Genomic DNA, 15,601 nt, shown 5'->3' with positions numbered 1-15,601 from the left:
CCGTTCCGATTTTCATTCACCATTCGGGCAAAAAAAGGAGTGTTGCACATGGGTTCGAACCTGGAAGACAAAATCCGCGCAACCGGCATGAAGCTTTACGACGTCGCCGAGAAATCAAAACCGTCCCTGTTCAGGAAGGACTTCTGGACCGGCAAGGTCATGGATCTTTCCATGAAAAACGAGGCCTTTAAACAGGAGATGTTCCGGTTCGTGGACGTTTTCCCCTATCTGTCCAAGCCCGAATCGGTGGCCCGCCATATCCAGGAGTACTTCTGCCGGCCGGACCAGGACTTTCCGAAAACCATGCGCTGGGGGCTTTCCAAGGTGAAGCCGGACTCCATGGCCGCCAAAATGGCCGCCAAAAGCATCGGGAAAAATATCGGTGCCATGGGCAAGCAATTCATCACCGGCGAAACCATCGATGAAGCCGCCAAGGTCATGCTCAAGGGCCGCAATAAAGACAGCGTCGCCTGGACCGTCAAAATCCTTAAGGAGGCGGTCACCTCCACCCGGGAGGAGGAAGAATTTCTGGAAAAGCAGATCGAACTGATGGAACAATACAGCGATATCGTCAAGGCGTGGCCCGCTCTGGGAACCGGAGAAAAAGGCGGGCTGGACTGGGGGTTCACCCCGCAGGTCAATATCTCCCTGATGGCCTCCTGCCTCTACTCCCAGTATCTGCCCAAAAGCTGTGCCATGGACTACGCCATCGACCGGGCCAAGGAGCGCCTGCGGCCGATCTACCGCAAGGCGCTGGAATTGAAGGCCTATGTGCTTCTGGACATGGAGCATCTGCCGGCACGAAAATTCACCCTGGAGCTGTTCAAAAGCATCAACGAAGAGCCCGAATTCCGTGATTGGCCCCACAAAGGGATCGCCTACCAGGCCTACATGAAGGATGCGGAGCAGTTGCTGGACGACCTGTTGGGCTGGGCGAAAAAAATGAAACAGGATTTCGGCATGCGGCTGGTCAAGGGGGCCTTCTGGGACGAAGAGGTTGTCCTGGCCAACTTGTACAACTATCCAATTCCGGTGTTTACCAACAAGCACGCCACCGATGCCAGCTACGAGCGCTGCGCCCGCCGCATTCTGGAACGCCACCGTAACGTTCAGCTCAAGTGCGCCTCCCACAACATCCGCACCGTCGCCTACGTGATCGAATGCGCCAAAAAGCTCAAGGTCCCCGAAGACCGGCTCGAATTTCAAATGCTCAACGGCATGGCGGAAAACCTCCGTGAGGCGTGGAAAAAGCACAACCTGCGCCTGCGTCTCTATTCGCCGGTGGGAGAAATCGTTCCCGGCATGGCCTACCTGGTGCGCCGTCTGCTGGAAAACACATCCAGCGAATCGTTCTTGCGGCAAAGCTTCGTCAGCGGCGCGGCCAGAGAAGAGATGCTCAAAGACCCGGCTGTTCTCGCCAGGGAGAACCCGGAGCCCGAAGAAAAGGAGGACATTTCTTCGGAGTACGGGGACAAGGGTCCCTTTTCCAACGAACCGCCGGTGGCGTGGGACGTTCACACCCACGCGATGTTCGCCGTGGCCCTCGACGATGCGAAAAAATCCTTCCCCCGGCAGGTGCGTCCCGTCGTCGACGGCATCCCGGTGGACGGCGGGAAGGAGATGATCTCCGCCGACCCCAACGCCCCCGACCGGGCGGTGGCCGCTGTCGCATGCGCAGACGTCGGCACCGTTGAGAATGCCATTGCCGCGGCTAAAAAGGCGTTTGCCGCCTGGTCCGCTACACCGACCCAAGAAAGAGCTGAGTATTTGTTCTATGCCGCGCAGCAGCTGCGCACCAACCGCCACGATGTGGCCGCCCTGCTCGTATACGAAAGCGGCAAGAACTGGAGCGAAGCCCAGGCCGACATTTGCGAAGCCGTCGATTTTCTGGAATTTTACGGCCGTGAAATGATTCGCCTGAGTAAACCACGCATTGCCTCCGAACTGCCGGGCGAGTCCAGCCGCCTGGAATACATCCCCCGCGGCGTCGGTGCCGTCATCGCGCCGTGGAACTTTTCCCTGCCCATTTCCGTCGGCATGGTCTGCGCGGCAATCGTTACCGGCAATACCGTGGTCTACAAACCGGCGTCGCAAACCCCGGCCATCGGACAGGCCGTCTACGATCTGTTCCACAGCGTGAACCTGCCAAACGGGGTGCTCAATTTCGTTCCCGGGCCGGGCAGTGATATCGGAGACGCCCTGGTCGCACACAAAGACGTCGGCTTTACCGTTTTTACCGGCAGCAAAGAAGTGGGGCTGCGGATCATCGAAACCTGCGGACGCACGCCGCAAGGGGCGCGGCAGGTCAAACAGGTCATCGCCGAGATGGGCGGGAAAAACGCCATCATCATCGACAGCGACGCCGATGTGGACGCGGCCGTGGGGCCGGTGGTCCAGTCGGCCTTCGGCTACATGGGCCAGAAATGCAGCGCCGCCTCCCGTCTGATCGTCCTGGAGGAAAATTACGACAAATTCGTCTCCAGATTCAAGGATGCCGTCGAGACCCTGATCTTCGGCCCGGCAGATGATCCGCGAACGGATTTAGGGGCCGTGATCGATCCCGCCGCCAGGAAAAAAATCGAGGACTATATCCAGATCGGCCAGGCCGACGGTACCCTGCTCACCCGGGGAGCCCCAAACCAGGGAAGCGGGCATTTTGTCGCGCCTGGGGTATTTACCGATATTTCCCCGCAAAGTCGCCTGGCACAGGAGGAGATCTTCGGCCCCGTGGTATGCATCTTCAAGGTCAAAGACTTCGAAGAAGCGCTCGAAGTGGCCAACGGCGTCCCGTTCGCTTTGACCGGCGGCCTGTTCTCGCGAAGCCCGGCCAACATCGAACGCGCCTGCCGGGAGTTCATGGTGGGCAGCCTCTACATCAACCGGGGTACGACCGGCGCAATGATGAAACGCCATCCCTTCGGCGGTTTCAAACTGTCCGGCGTCGGATCCAAGGCCATGGGACAGGACTATCTACCACAGTTCATGTACTGCCGAACCATCGTTGAAAACACCTTCAGGAGCGGTTTCGCGCCCATGCAGCACGATTCGGACGCTTCATAGAAGGCCGAAAGGAACAAGGTGAGAAAATGGATGTCAATACGCCGGAAATCCTTGAGCTGCTGAAACAGCAGCGGCGATTCCATCAGGAGCAGCTGCGCCTGATCGATATCGCCTTAACCGCGATCGAATCCGCAGGCGGCAGGGCCACAGTGCTGCCGCAAAAGAGGAACCGCCGGTCGAAAGCCGTCAAAAAACATCGGATCCAATGGACCAAAGAGATCGAAAAGCTCCTGGACGATTACGACGAATTCAACATCGTCGATCTGCAAAGCGACCTCGCCGAAAAACGGGAAATCGCCGCGGCCCAGACCATTCAGGGGCGCAACGTGATCAGCAACACATTGAGCCGCTTTATCAAAAGAGGACGGATCGAGAAAATCAGACCCGGCGTCTATCGGGTGGTCACCGAATCCCTTTCGCCGTAACCATAGATCTTTTTTACCGCAGAAGGAAAGAACATGATTAAACCGAGGAAAATGTGGTTGAATATCAATGGGGCGGACCGCATGCTGATCTGCGATCCTGAAAAAGATTCTCTTGCGCAGGTGCTGCGCCGTATCGGCCTGACCAGTGTCAAGATCGGGTGCGATACCGGCGTCTGCGGGTCGTGCTCCGTTATCCTCAACGGCAAAGTGATCCGTTCCTGTAACCGAAAAATCACCAGGGTAAAAGAGTACTCCCGCGTCATTACCCTCGAAGGCATCGGAACGCCGGAAAACCTGCATCCCCTCCAGGTGGCCTGGATGAACCGGGGGGCGGTCCAGTGCGGGTTCTGTGCACCGGGCTTCATCGTTTCGGCCTATGCCCTGCTCCTTGAAAACGACAATCCCACCCGCCAGGAGGTCCGGGACTGGTTTCAGAAACACAAAAACGTTTGCCGCTGCACCGGATACAAGCAACTGGTGGATGCGGTCATGGATGCGGCCAGGGTGGTCCGCGGCGAAGCCTCCATGGAGGACATCACCTATACGCCGCCGAAAAACAATGAATGCTACGGCAAGCCGCTGGTCCGGCCGGCGGCCCTGGCCAAGGTCACCGGCCTGGCCGATTACGGCGAGGATATGGCCCTGAAAATGCCGCCGGAGACCCTGCATGTGGCCGTGGTCCAGCCCCGCGTAGCCCACCATGCCAAAATCCTGAAGATCGATACGAAAGAAGCGTTGCAGATGCCGGGCGTGGTCAAGGTGATCACCCATGAGGACATCAAGGCCAAAGGGGGCACCAACCAGATGGCCGAGGCCAATCTGCACGAACGGTCCACCGTCACCCTGCCATCCCGAAAAATTCTCAGCGACGAAAAAATATTTCGCTATGGGGATGTGGTGGCCCTGGCCATCGCCCATACCCCGGCCCAGGCCCGGGCCGCGGCCGCCAAGGTCACCGTGGACATCGAGCCGTTGCCGGAATACCTGAATTTTCTCGACGCGGTCATGCCCGATGCGATCCGGGTGCATGACGACACCCCCAACCTGTATTGCTGCCAGCCCGTCCTGAAAGGCGCTGCCCTGGAAGATGCAGAAAAAATACCGGAAATCCTGGATAACTCGGCCTGCAGCGTGGAAGGCAGCTTTCATTCCTCCCGCGAGCCCCATCTGTCCATCGAAGGGTGTACGGTCCAGGCCTATTTCGATGAAGACGATTACCTGACCTTCCAGTGCAAGTCCCAGGGGCTGTATACGTCCATCAGCCGCATCGGCTCTTCTCTGGGGGTTGCACGGGACAAGTTGCGCATCGTCGATAATTTCAACGGCGCCAGTTTCGGCTGGTCCACCAACGCCGGCGATCTATGCCTGGCCGGGGCCGCCGCCGTTGCTGTGAAAAGCCCTGTGGCGCTCTCCTTAAGCTACGAGGAGCACCAGCATTTCAGCGGCAAACGCTGTCCGTCGTATTCCAACGGCCGGGTGGCCTGCGATGAGAAGGGAAAGATCACGGCGGCGGAGTTCGATTTCGGTCTGGACCATGGCGCCTATTCCTGGGGCGGGGACCATGTCATGGAAAAGCCGGTCCGGTTCGCCTTCTTTCCTTACAACGTTCCCCACGTGGCCGGTCTGTGCCGGGTAGCCAACACCAACCATACCTTCGGCACCGCCTATCGAAGCTACGGGTCTCCCCAGGCCTATACCCTGTCCGAAGCCCTCATGGACATGCTGGCCGAGAAAATGGGCATCGACCCCTTCGAGTTTCGCTGGATCAACATCGCTCGGCCCGGGGACACCAACATCAACAGCCATGGGTTCAAGGAATATCCCATGGAAGCGATGATGGAAAAAATGCGGCCCCATTACGACCGGGCCGTGACCGACGCAAAAGCGGCTGACACCCCGGAAAAAAGGAGGGGGGTCGGCCTTGCCTGGGGGGGATTCAACGTTACCGAAGGCGGCACCGACCAGTGCACCGTGACCCTGGAACTGGACGACAAAGACCGGATCGTCAAGTATGACACCTGGCAGGACCTGGGCCAGGGCGGCGATGTCGGTTCCCTCATGGTCACCCTGGAGGCCTTGAAACCCATGGGCGTCACTCCGGATCGAATCCGGCTTTGCCAGAACGACACCAAAATCTGCCCGGATTCCGGGATGTCCGCGGCCAGCCGATCCCATTACATGAACGGCCTGGCGACCCGAATGGCCGCGGAAAAGCTCATGGAAGCCATGCAAAAGCCTGATGGCACCTACCGGACCTATATGGAAATGAAGGCCGAAAACATCGAAACCCGCTTTGAGGCCACCTATACCTGTATGGCGGATCCCACCATTACCCGTCTTGACCCCAACACCGGCATCGGCGATCCCACCCCTGCCTTTACCTATGTGCTGAACATGGCCGAGGTGGAAGTGGACGCGGCCACGGGCAAGACAACGGTGCTGCGGTTTGTCTGTGTTTATGACGTCGGGAAGATCGGCAACATCGCCGCGGTGAGCGGCCAGGCCTATGGCGGCATATCCCACTCCATCGGATTTGCCCTGAGCGAGGACTACAGCGATGTAAAAAAACACACCAACATCGCCAGCAGCGGTGTCCCTTATATCAAGGACATCCCCGACGACATCCTCCTGATTCCCTGTGAAACCCCGAGAAAAAGCGGTCCGTTCGGCTCTTCCGGCGCCTCGGAGGCCTTCCAGTCCTCCGGCCATGTGGCCGTGATTAATGCGATCTACAATGCCTGCGGGGTGCGAATCTTCGATCTGCCGGCCCGGCACGAAAAAGTCAAAGCCGGCCTGGATTCCCTGGCCGCAGGCAACACGATTGCGCCTCCGAGAAAATATTTTCTGGGTTCCGATCTCTACGAAGAGCTGGAAACCATCAAGGCCAATCCGGTGAAGTTCCGGGGCCACGACATGTTCAACTCCCTGGGCGATGAGGACGGGGCACGCTTTTTTTGACGTGGAGATGACGACGGGGCAGACTTCTTTTGACGCTCAGAAAAGACATCATCGGCAAATGCCTTGAAAACGAACCCGCTTTCTGCACGGCGGCCTGCCCCTTTCACCTGAATGTCCCCGCGTTTGTGGACAACATGCAGCGGGGGGCATTGAACAGGGCCTTTCGGATCTATCACAATGCCGTCGGGTTTCCGGCCATTGTGTCGCGGTTGTGCGAGCAGCCCTGCACAACCGTCTGCATCCGGGCGCGAGTTGACGATGCCGTGTCCATGCGGCTTCTGGAGCGGGCGGTATTGGGCCATGCCACCCGGCAAGTGCCCTATGATTTCAACCTGCCGGAAAAAAACAAAACCGTTGCCATTGTCGGGGCCGGTCCCAGCGGACTGGCCTGCGCCCTTCGGCTGTGCCAGAAAAAATATGCGGTGACCCTGTTTGACAGGCAGGATCAGGTGGGCGGCCATTTAAACGATCTGCTGCCGGAAGAGGTTTATTTGGCGGACATCGACCGGCAGTTCACGCATGAAACCTACGATCGGGTCCACCGCGAAATAATCCAGCTTGATGAAATCGTATCCGGATTTGACGCCGTCTATGTAGCGACCGGCGCCAATGGACGGGATTTCGGGCTGAAGCCGGACCGGGGCGGGGCTTTTGCGACAGGCCAGCCCGGGGTGTTCATGGGCGGCCGCCTGGCGGGCAGAAATAGCTGTGAGGCCATTGCCGACGGACTTGCGGCTGCCCACGCCATCGAAGGGTATATCAAGGTAGGCTGCAAGAACGCCCCCGTCCGGCAGTCCGGGACCCGCCTTCGGATGGACCCGGAGGGAATCGAACCGCTGCCATCCGTTCCACCGGCAGACGGAATTGCCTATACCATGGACGAAGCCGTAAAAGAGGCCCGGCGCTGCCTGAAATGTGCTTGTGACGCGTGTATCCGCTTCTGCGACCTCATGGGGCACGCCGGGAAAACCCCCAAAAAGGTGGCCGACGACGTACAAGCGACCATCCATCCGGGCACTCTGGCGGGCGACGGCACCATTGCCAAACGGTTCATGGCTTCCTGCAACCACTGCGGGCTGTGCAGGACTGTCTGCCCCTTGGGCATCGACATGGGAGAATTTCTCCTGACAAGCCACCGCACCATGTCCCGGAAAGGGGCCATGCCCTGGGCTTTTCATGAGTTCTGGCTCAGGGACATGGCCTTCAGCAACTCGGATCGGGCCCGGTTCGTCAAACCGCCGCCCAAACGGGCCGGTCGGAAAGATGAGACCTGCCGCTATCTGTTTTTTCCGGGCTGCCGCCTGGGCGCATCGGATCCCCGTTATGTCATCGACGCCTACGAGAAGCTGCTAACCCTCGAACCGGACACCGGCCTGATGACCGGATGCTGCGGTGCCCCGGCCCATTGGGCCGGAGAGGAGAAACAGCATGGAGAAAACCTGGCAGAGATTCAAAACCATTGGACGGCTTTGGGCAAACCGGATGTGATCTTTGCCTGCCCGACATGCAGGCAGCTGTTTCAGCGATACCTGCCGGATATTCCGGGAGAATTTCTCTATTCCCGGTTCCCGCAGCCGAAGGAAAAGCCGCCGCGGGAGACGGCTGGCGGTACTGATGAAAACACCGTCTGCGTCTTCGATCCCTGTTCCAGCCGCAACGAACCGGAGCTTCAGCAGGCCATCCGAAAACAGGTGCAGGCAGCGGGATTCAAACTGGAACCGCTTCCCCTGGAAAAGGCCCTGGCCCAGTGCTGCAGTTGGGGTGGACAGATCGCCATCGCCAGTCCCGGATACGCCGGAAAGATTGCCAGGTCCAGGGTCAGCCAGCGTCCCCATCCCTATGTCACCTACTGTATCAACTGCCGCGACATCTTTGCGTCGGCCAACAAAACTGTTTACCATATCCTGGACATTCTCTTGGATATCAACGGGCCGGACCGGCAACCGCCAACTTGGACTGAACAGCAGAACAACCGAGTACTTCTTAAAAGGCAGGCTTTGAAACAATTCTGGGACGAAGAACCCGAAATGGAGACAAAAAACAGGAAAACCGGTGTGACGCTTCATGTTCCCGAAGCCGTCCAGGCCGATCTGAACCGTAAACGGATTCTGGAATCGGACATGCAAGCGCTGGTGGATCACTGCGAAACCACGGGCAAAAAAATTCTTGACCCGGAGACCGGCATTTTCAGCGGCCATCTCAAGATTGGCTACATGACGTTCTGGGCCCAATACCGTCCCAAGGTTGGTGCAGCCGAGGCATTGGCCTTTGAACTGATAAACGGGTACGGGCACCGCATGGAAATTGTCGAGGAGTGATGCATGGAAAGAGACCAAACGGATAAAATCTGCCAGTTGTGCAAAAAAAAACTGGAGAAGAAAAAAACCGATTTCGAATATCTCGGGCACCGCTTTTTCACCGATCTCCTCCGGTGTCCGGACTGCGGCCAGGTCTATATCCCGGAGGAACTGGTGAACACCCGGATGAAGGATGTGGAAACCCTGCTTGAGGATAAGTAAAAGACAATGGACCTGCACCTGACGTCTTTTGCTGCTTTGAATCTTGATCATCTTACCAGAAAGAGGACTTGCAATGTCAATTCAAGAAATTTTCAACGCAGTGCTGGCCTTCGACGATGCCACGGTCAAAACCAAAACCCAGGCCGAGTTGGACGCCGGCAACGACATCCAAGCGATTCTCAACGACGGTTTGATCAGTGCCATGGACGAGGTGGGCGAGAAGTTCAGTTCGGGCGAGCTGTTCGTACCGGAAATGCTCATGGCGGCCCAGGCCATGAAGGCGGGGCTGGCCATCCTCAAACCCCTGTTGGCCGAAGGCTCGAGACAAGGCAGGGGCACGGTGGTAATCGGCACAGTCAAGGGTGATCTGCACGACATCGGCAAGAATCTGGTCTCCATGATGATCGAAGGGGCCGGATTCGACGTGGTGGATCTGGGAGTGGACGTGGACAGCGAGGCCTTCGTCAAGGCGGCGTCGGAGAACAAGGCTGACGTCATCGCTCTGTCGGCGCTGCTGACCACCACCATGCCGGCCATGCAAACCACGGTAACGGCAGTGAAGGAAGCTGGTTTGGCAGTCAAGACCATCATCGGGGGAGCGCCGGTCAGCCAGGCCTTTGCAGACCAGATCGGGGCTGACGGTTACGGCGCCGACGCGCCCGGCGCGGTCAAGCTGGTCAAGAAACTCGTCGCATAAAGCAAAGCGATTACGTTTTCAGGAAGGTGTCCTGGAGCTGTGTGTAGCTCTCTTCCTCCGACCCGCGCTCAAGCTCGCCGTTATTTGCTTCGACGGCTTCATCCGGATCCGGGAAGTATTCCTTTTCGCGGGCGGCTTTGGCCAGCCTTTCGTGCCAGCGATAAAAGGCGCCTACGTTGTTGAGGGTGTGGTCGGCGTTTTTAGGCCCGCCCTTTTCGGCGATCTCCCGGATTCCGTTGACGACGTTCCTGTCTTCCGGAAAATAGAGCGGGATCAGAAAATCGTGCCGCGTCGTGAGCCAATTCCGGCGGGCATCCCTTTCACGCTGGCAGTCCAGAACAAATTTCTCCAGGCTGAAATAATTGAGATTGCCCAGTGCGCCCATGGCATGGCGAAGGATGTGGACGCCGTAGGTGCGCAACTTATTGCGGGAGAGTTCCGACTCTGTGACCGCTGCCGGGATATCGTTGATAATACTGGTGCTGCCCCCTGACTGGGCCGATGGCATCCCCGTCACCCAAAGGTTCAGACGGGCCATGGCCGAATTGATCAGGGGCTGTCCGGGGTCGCTGTAGTCCAGATCGCCCTCGAGGCCCAACACATCGGGGATCCCGCCGTGAACGCAGCCGATCCCCGGATTGATCGTCTGGGCCAGCGCCATCATGAACAGCACCTGGGCATGAATCTGGGTCAGCAGGGCTTCCGGGCTCGCCGGCCCCGTGGAACCGGCGATGGTTAGGTCCAGCAGCAGCAGGTTGTTGCCAGCTTTGGCGCTGCGGATGAACGGTTCGACCATGTTGGGCATGAAGGTCATTCCGGCAATCAGGCTGGTACCGTCCAGCCAGTCGTCGCGATCGGAGAAAAAGTTGCATTCCTCATCGCTCATGCGGCGGGTGCAGGTCATTTTCAGATCGCTGAAATAGCGTTCCATGAGTATTGCGGCTTCATAATCGGACATCGTCCTATCGGTGGCCACGGGAACACTCAAAATGCCCAGGCTGTCGGTAAATTGGGCCGCAGTCTCCACGATTTCGGTAAATTCCTCGCGGGTGGCGGGACTCAGGTCATCCCTTTCCGGGCGCAGCAAAAAGGGCGGGGTGGCACCGGTGCCGAAGGCGTTTTCTCCCGGATCTTCCGGCATATCGGTGGAAACCCGTTCGATGCACTCCTCCAGGTAGTCTTCCCGAATCGGCACGAAAAGGGCCTTTTCGCAGTCCGTATCGATGGCATCCGCTTCCATGAGCAGTTCCATGATGGCCGGGCTATTGGCGACATCCATGCCGATTTCGGTCAGGATTTTGCGGGCGTTGCGGTCGATGCGCTTGTAAATCCGCAGCTCATTGGAAAGGGCGTCCATCTCGACAATCCGCCCGGCGGCGATGTCCGCCTCCGGACTTCCGGGGTAATGACAAGCAATTTTTTTGTAGACTTTTTTAGCGTTCTGAAACTGGTAGCGCTGTTCTGCAGCAACCGCGTCATCAAACATTCTGATGATCTTTTTGGCACGCTTGCGCATCGCTGGTTCCTTTCCATCCTGACGTTACCCGCTATCGGCGGACACATCCAGCAAAAAAACGGCTGTGCTCGGGGACCATGGCCCTTCTCGCCTGAAAAATGCCGTGTCACAACATTTTCGGCTGGCATGCTTTTTTGAGGTCCCAGGCCTTGATCTTAAACGATTTATCGTGCTTGCCCGGATTGAAGTAGACGAACTCCTTCACTTCGTAGGCAATTTTCTTTTTCTTGAGGATCTCGACGATATTGGCTTCTACGGGCATGAACTCCTCCGGTGAGGTTTTGAGTTTCGCGTTTGGGGTTCGGGGTTTTCCGTTCACAGTTCACCGATCACAGTTCACCGATCACCATCATCAAGCCGTGGCCTCATCCACCAGCTCCGCAATATCCTTGACCACCACCTCCGCCTCCTTGTCCATCAGGCCGTCGGAGAGCATGGTGGCGCAAAAGGGACAGGCCGCGGCCACCGTGGCTGCGCGGGTCTGGATGATCTCTTCGGCCCGCTCCACGTTGATCCGCTTGCCCAAAGTCTCCTCCATGAACATGCGACCGCCGCCGGCACCGCAGCAAAACCCCTCTTCGCCGGTGCGCCGCATCTCAATCAGTTGACCGGCGTTCATGGAGCGCAGCAAATCGCGGGGCATCTGGACGATGCCGTTCCAGCGGCCCAGGTAGCAGGAGTCGTGAAAAGTCAGCGAACCCAAGTCCTTGCCATTGGGCTTCAACCGCCCCTGCTGATGCAGCTCGAAAAGCAGTTCGGCATTGCTGACCACCGGATAGCGGGCGTCGAACTGAAAATACTCGTTTTTAATGATGTTGAAGCAGTGGGGGCAGCCGGTGAGAATTCTCTTGGGCTTGTACTGGTTGAACACTTCGGCGTTCTGCTGCATCAGCATCTGGGCCAGGTACTCGTTGCCGGCCCGGCGGGCCATGTCCCCGTTGCAGGCCTCTTCCGGCCCCAGAATCGCAAAATCGACGCCGGCCCGAAGCAGCACCCGCGCCATGGCCCGGGAGATCTTCCTGCCCCGATCGTCGAAGGAGCCGGCGCAGCCCACGAACCAGAGCAGATCGGCGTCGGGATGGTCGCTCATCAGGGGCACGTCCATGCCCTTGGCCCAGTCGGCCCGCCCATCAGCGCCGAATCCCCAGGGGTTGGCCTGGTTTTCGAGGTTGTTGAAGGTCTCTATCAATTCCTGGGGAAAGGTGGCGTGGGTCAGCACCATGGCCCGCCGAATCTCCACGATTTTCCGGACATGCTCGATGGCGGCAGGACAACCGTCCTGACAGGCGCCGCATGTGGTGCAGGACCAGATTGCGTCTTCACCAATGGTTTTAAACAGGTTTGCTTCCGGATGCTGTTCGGCGATGTCGCCAAGCACATCGATTACCCGCATGGGCGAAAGCGGTTTGTTCGTGCTATAAGCCGGACATCGCTCCTGGCAGCGCATGCACGCAGTACAGGCATCGGTATCGAAAATATCTTTCCAGGTCAGCTCATTCAGATGGGTCGCGCCAAAGGTCTCGGCATTCTCGTCCTCAAGATCGAGTTTGTCGAGCATCGCCTTTGGTTCAAGGGATTCGAAGACATGATTCAGGCCGGTTGTCACGATATGCTTTAGCCTGGTAAACGGTATCAGCACGATAAAGCCGGCAACCAACACCATATGAAGCCACCACATGGCCAGATGGAGTCCGCGCAGCCCGGTTTCATCGATGCGCGACAGTGCCATGGCCACCAACAGCCCTACGGGAGACCAGTAAGCCAGCGGCGTTCCGAGCTCGGTAACGGCCATCCGGGCCCCCTCGACCCCAAAGCCGGTTACCAGAATGGCCAGCAGGATGCCGTGCGCGGCCGTATCGAGTCGGGTGATGGCCAAACCGTCCGGGGCGGCGGTATAACGGCGGACCAGCAATCCCGCCAGCATGACCAGGCACAGGAACCCGGCAATATCAAGGGAAAGCGAAAATACCAGGTAGACGGTTCCGGTAAGGAATTTCTCGTTAAACCAGGGATCGGTGAAATCAACCTGAACAAAGACCAGGATAGTACCAACAGTTAGAACGGCACCCCCCCAGAAAAACAACCCGTGCACCAACCCGGGCCATCGCTGCTGGATGACACGTTTTTGCGAGAGGAGAATTTTCAGCGCACGGGAAACGCGTTCATATAGACGATCGGTTCTCTCCAGCGGGAGTCCCTGCTTATAGATCTGAATTCTCCCCAAAAACCTTTTGACCATTACCCCAAGGGCGATGATCACCAGCACGTACATCGGGATCAGCGTTGCCGCACCATGGCCCACATTCCAGTAAATTTCTCGGGTCAATTCCATTGGCATCTCGAATTTATTGATCAGATAACATCGCCAGGCGTTCTGCAGCTGAGCCCATGCGGGCGCCAACCATGGCGATGGCCGCCGGGCGCTGCTTCATCCAGACGGTCGGATTCGCTGCCGGCGTAGTACCGCTGCGTTGATCACGCCAACACCCCGAGGACGCAGACAAGCGCCCCAGGATGCGGCTTCAGAACAGCCGTTAGCGTTTTTCTTTCAACACCTCCGTCAACACCGGCACCACCTCGAACAAATCCCCGACGATGCCATAATCGCATTTTTCGAAAATGGGTGCATCCTTGTCCGTGTTGATGGCCACGATCACCTTTGACGTTTTCATGCCGGCGAAATGCTGCACCGAACCGGAAAGGCCGCAACCGATATACAGGCGCGGGCTGACGGTTTTGCCGGTCTGCCCCACCTGCAGGCTGTGGGGGGCGAAACCCGCATCCACGGCGGCACGGGAGGCCCCGATGGTGCCGCCCAGCAGCCGAGCGCATTCTTCCAGGATTTTATAGTTGTCCGCCGAAGCAATCGGCCGGCCGCCGGTGACGATAACGGCCGCTTCGGTCAGATCCACATTGCCGGCGTCCTCTTTTTTCACCTCGACCACCTTGACCAGTCCCGGATCATCGACGGCGGCGGAGTCGTTTTCCACGGCCGCATCGACCGGTGCTTCCTGCGCCTCGATGGCGTTGGGGCGGATGGTGCACAGCATCACCGCGGCGGACATCCGAATCGTTGCGAACGTCTTGCCGGAAAAATGAGACTTTATGGCCGTTTTGCCGGCAAGGTCAACAGAAATGCAGTCCGATGCCAACGGCAGATCCATAAATGCCGCCAGGCGGGCAAAAATATCGCGCCCTCGTGCGCTGGCCAATCCCAAAAGGGCGTCCAGGCCGTACTTCTCGATGGCTGCCGCCAGTACCCGCGCCTTGAGGTCGGGGCTGGCGGATAGATCGCCGCCGGCGGCGGACACCTGGACCACCTTATTGGCGCCGTATTTTCTCAGCGCCTCCGCGGCGCTCTCCGCTGACCCGTCCAGCATCAGGGCGACGAGTGTATTATCTCCCGCGCCGCGGGCGGCGGTGAGAACGCCGAAATTGGCATCCTTGACAACGCCGTCTTCGGTTTCGATTAATATACCGACTGTAGCCATAAATTTTCTCCTTTAACGATCGGAAAATGCAGGTCGCTTTTCAGGCCAAGGCCGCAGGAATCTTCAGACCGGAGGCGTAGCAGCGCTACGTCGAGGATCTGAAGATGACGAGAACGCCGGCCTGGAATGCGAGATGCATTTTTCTAAATGACTTTTTCTTCTTCTTTTAATGTCCGCACCAGCGCCTCCACCGCCTGGCGCACATCCCCTTCCATCATTCTGGCCCCGGAGCGCTCGGGAACCTTCTCCAGTTTCACCAGTTCAATCATGGCACCGTCGGCACTCAGCCCCAAATCGGAGAGGGAGACTTCCTGGATCGGTTTTTTCTTGGCTTTCATGATGTCGGGAAATTTCGGGTAGCGCGGCTCGTTGAGCCCTTTGGTGGCCCCCAGCACACAAGGAAGACCGACTTCAACCACTTCGCGGGCACCGCCGCCGATCTCGCGGCCGACCGTAACCGTGCCCTCCCCCAATTCCATCCGGTTGACTTCGTTGACCACCGGAAGGTTCATGGCAGCCGCCAGGCGGTAGGGGGTCTGAAACCCCTCGGTGTCTACGGCGCCCTTGCCGGTAAAAACGAGATCGGCCGGGCCGTCCTGCTCGATGGCCGCTTTCAACGCCAGGGCCGTCGTGCGGCTGTCCAGAAACTGGCTGTCCACCGTGACCAGGATCCCCCGGTGGGCCCCCATAGCCATGGCCGCGCGGAGGGTGCCGGCAGCGGCCGCTTTGCCCACGGCCACGACGATCACCTCGCCGCCGTTCTTCTCCACCAGTTGTACGGCCTGCTCAAGGGCGTACTCGTCGTAAGGGTTGACGATAAACTTACAGCCGCCGTCATCGAAGCCGTTTTCTCCGACAATCTTGATGTTGGCCGCCGTGTCGGGCACATGTTTGACGCATACGTAAATCTGCATAGTGTTTTCCTATTTCGAATA

11 protein-coding genes are annotated in these 15,601 nt (G+C 58.3%); 6 read left to right on the top strand and 5 right to left on the bottom strand.

Annotated elements, in window-relative coordinates; all coding sequences use genetic code 11:
* Positions 1–48: 48 nt before the first annotated feature.
* The 6 genes from GN111_RS30360 to GN111_RS30335 all read left to right on the top strand — a co-directional run bounded on the left by GN111_RS30360 (position 49) and on the right by GN111_RS30335 (position 9,659).
* Entirely contained in the window at positions 49–3,060 is a 3,012-nt protein-coding gene (locus tag GN111_RS30360) for a proline dehydrogenase family protein (RefSeq protein ID WP_155307343.1), read from the top strand.
* Positions 3,061–3,086: 26 nt separating this feature from the next.
* Complete coding sequence (locus GN111_RS30355) at positions 3,087–3,485, top strand: type IV toxin-antitoxin system AbiEi family antitoxin domain-containing protein (RefSeq protein WP_155307342.1); 399 nt, start codon at positions 3,087–3,089, stop codon at positions 3,483–3,485.
* Between the two features lie 33 nt (positions 3,486–3,518).
* Positions 3,519–6,443, top strand: coding sequence for a molybdopterin-dependent oxidoreductase (locus GN111_RS30350; protein ID WP_155307341.1), 2,925 nt, complete (start codon positions 3,519–3,521; stop codon positions 6,441–6,443).
* Between the two features lie 29 nt (positions 6,444–6,472).
* Positions 6,473–8,761, top strand: a complete 2,289-nt coding sequence (locus GN111_RS30345; RefSeq protein WP_155307340.1) for a pyridine nucleotide-disulfide oxidoreductase/dicluster-binding protein — start codon at positions 6,473–6,475, stop codon at positions 8,759–8,761.
* A gap of 3 nt (positions 8,762–8,764) precedes the next feature.
* A complete protein-coding gene (locus GN111_RS30340; RefSeq protein WP_155307339.1) occupies positions 8,765–8,962 on the top strand; it encodes a DVU_1557 family redox protein in 198 nt (65 codons plus the stop codon).
* Between the two features lie 73 nt (positions 8,963–9,035).
* Entirely contained in the window at positions 9,036–9,659 is a 624-nt protein-coding gene (locus tag GN111_RS30335; RefSeq protein WP_155307338.1) for a cobalamin B12-binding domain-containing protein, read from the top strand.
* Between the two features lie 10 nt (positions 9,660–9,669).
* On the opposite strand, the gene GN111_RS30330 is transcribed toward GN111_RS30335, so the two are convergent.
* From GN111_RS30330 to GN111_RS30310, 5 genes are all read right to left on the bottom strand, one after another.
* Complete coding sequence (locus tag GN111_RS30330) at positions 9,670–11,175, bottom strand: trimethylamine methyltransferase family protein (protein ID WP_155307337.1); 1,506 nt, start codon at positions 11,173–11,175, stop codon at positions 9,670–9,672.
* 106 nt (positions 11,176–11,281) lie between these two features.
* Entirely contained in the window at positions 11,282–11,437 is a 156-nt protein-coding gene (locus GN111_RS30325) for a hypothetical protein (protein ID WP_155307336.1), read from the bottom strand.
* Positions 11,438–11,527: 90 nt separating this feature from the next.
* Complete coding sequence (locus GN111_RS30320) at positions 11,528–13,507, bottom strand: heterodisulfide reductase-related iron-sulfur binding cluster (RefSeq protein WP_155307335.1); 1,980 nt, start codon at positions 13,505–13,507, stop codon at positions 11,528–11,530.
* A gap of 202 nt (positions 13,508–13,709) precedes the next feature.
* Positions 13,710–14,666 (bottom strand): electron transfer flavoprotein subunit alpha/FixB family protein, encoded by a 957-nt coding sequence (locus GN111_RS30315; protein WP_155307334.1) that lies wholly within the window; start codon positions 14,664–14,666, stop codon positions 13,710–13,712.
* 143 nt (positions 14,667–14,809) lie between these two features.
* On the bottom strand, positions 14,810–15,580 hold the full coding sequence (locus tag GN111_RS30310; protein ID WP_155307333.1) for an electron transfer flavoprotein subunit beta/FixA family protein: 771 nt from the start codon (positions 15,578–15,580) through the stop codon (positions 14,810–14,812).
* Positions 15,581–15,601 lie beyond the last annotated feature (21 nt).

The organism is Desulfosarcina widdelii, assembly GCF_009688965.1.
GTDB classification, from domain to species: Bacteria; Desulfobacterota; Desulfobacteria; order Desulfobacterales; family Desulfosarcinaceae; genus Desulfosarcina; species Desulfosarcina widdelii.
The sequence above is the reverse complement of the archived record's forward strand: the minus strand, read 5'-3'. Positions and strand labels throughout refer to the sequence as shown.

Bases quoted from the DNA above. Each gene is read 5' to 3' on its own strand.
- GN111_RS30330 (WP_155307337.1), bottom strand. From the start codon at position 11,175: ATGCGCAAGCGTGCCAAAAAGATCATCAGAATGTTTGATGACGCGGTT.
- GN111_RS30320 (WP_155307335.1), bottom strand. From the start codon at position 13,507: ATGGAATTGACCCGAGAAATTTACTGGAATGTGGGCCATGGTGCGGCA.
- GN111_RS30360 (WP_155307343.1), top strand. From the start codon at position 49: ATGGGTTCGAACCTGGAAGACAAAATCCGCGCAACCGGCATGAAGCTT.
- GN111_RS30325 (WP_155307336.1), bottom strand. From the start codon at position 11,437: ATGCCCGTAGAAGCCAATATCGTCGAGATCCTCAAGAAAAAGAAAATT.
- GN111_RS30315 (WP_155307334.1), bottom strand. From the start codon at position 14,666: ATGGCTACAGTCGGTATATTAATCGAAACCGAAGACGGCGTTGTCAAG.
- GN111_RS30340 (WP_155307339.1), top strand. From the start codon at position 8,765: ATGGAAAGAGACCAAACGGATAAAATCTGCCAGTTGTGCAAAAAAAAA.
- GN111_RS30355 (WP_155307342.1), top strand. From the start codon at position 3,087: ATGGATGTCAATACGCCGGAAATCCTTGAGCTGCTGAAACAGCAGCGG.
- GN111_RS30350 (WP_155307341.1), top strand. From the start codon at position 3,519: ATGATTAAACCGAGGAAAATGTGGTTGAATATCAATGGGGCGGACCGC.
- GN111_RS30335 (WP_155307338.1), top strand. From the start codon at position 9,036: ATGTCAATTCAAGAAATTTTCAACGCAGTGCTGGCCTTCGACGATGCC.
- GN111_RS30310 (WP_155307333.1), bottom strand. From the start codon at position 15,580: ATGCAGATTTACGTATGCGTCAAACATGTGCCCGACACGGCGGCCAAC.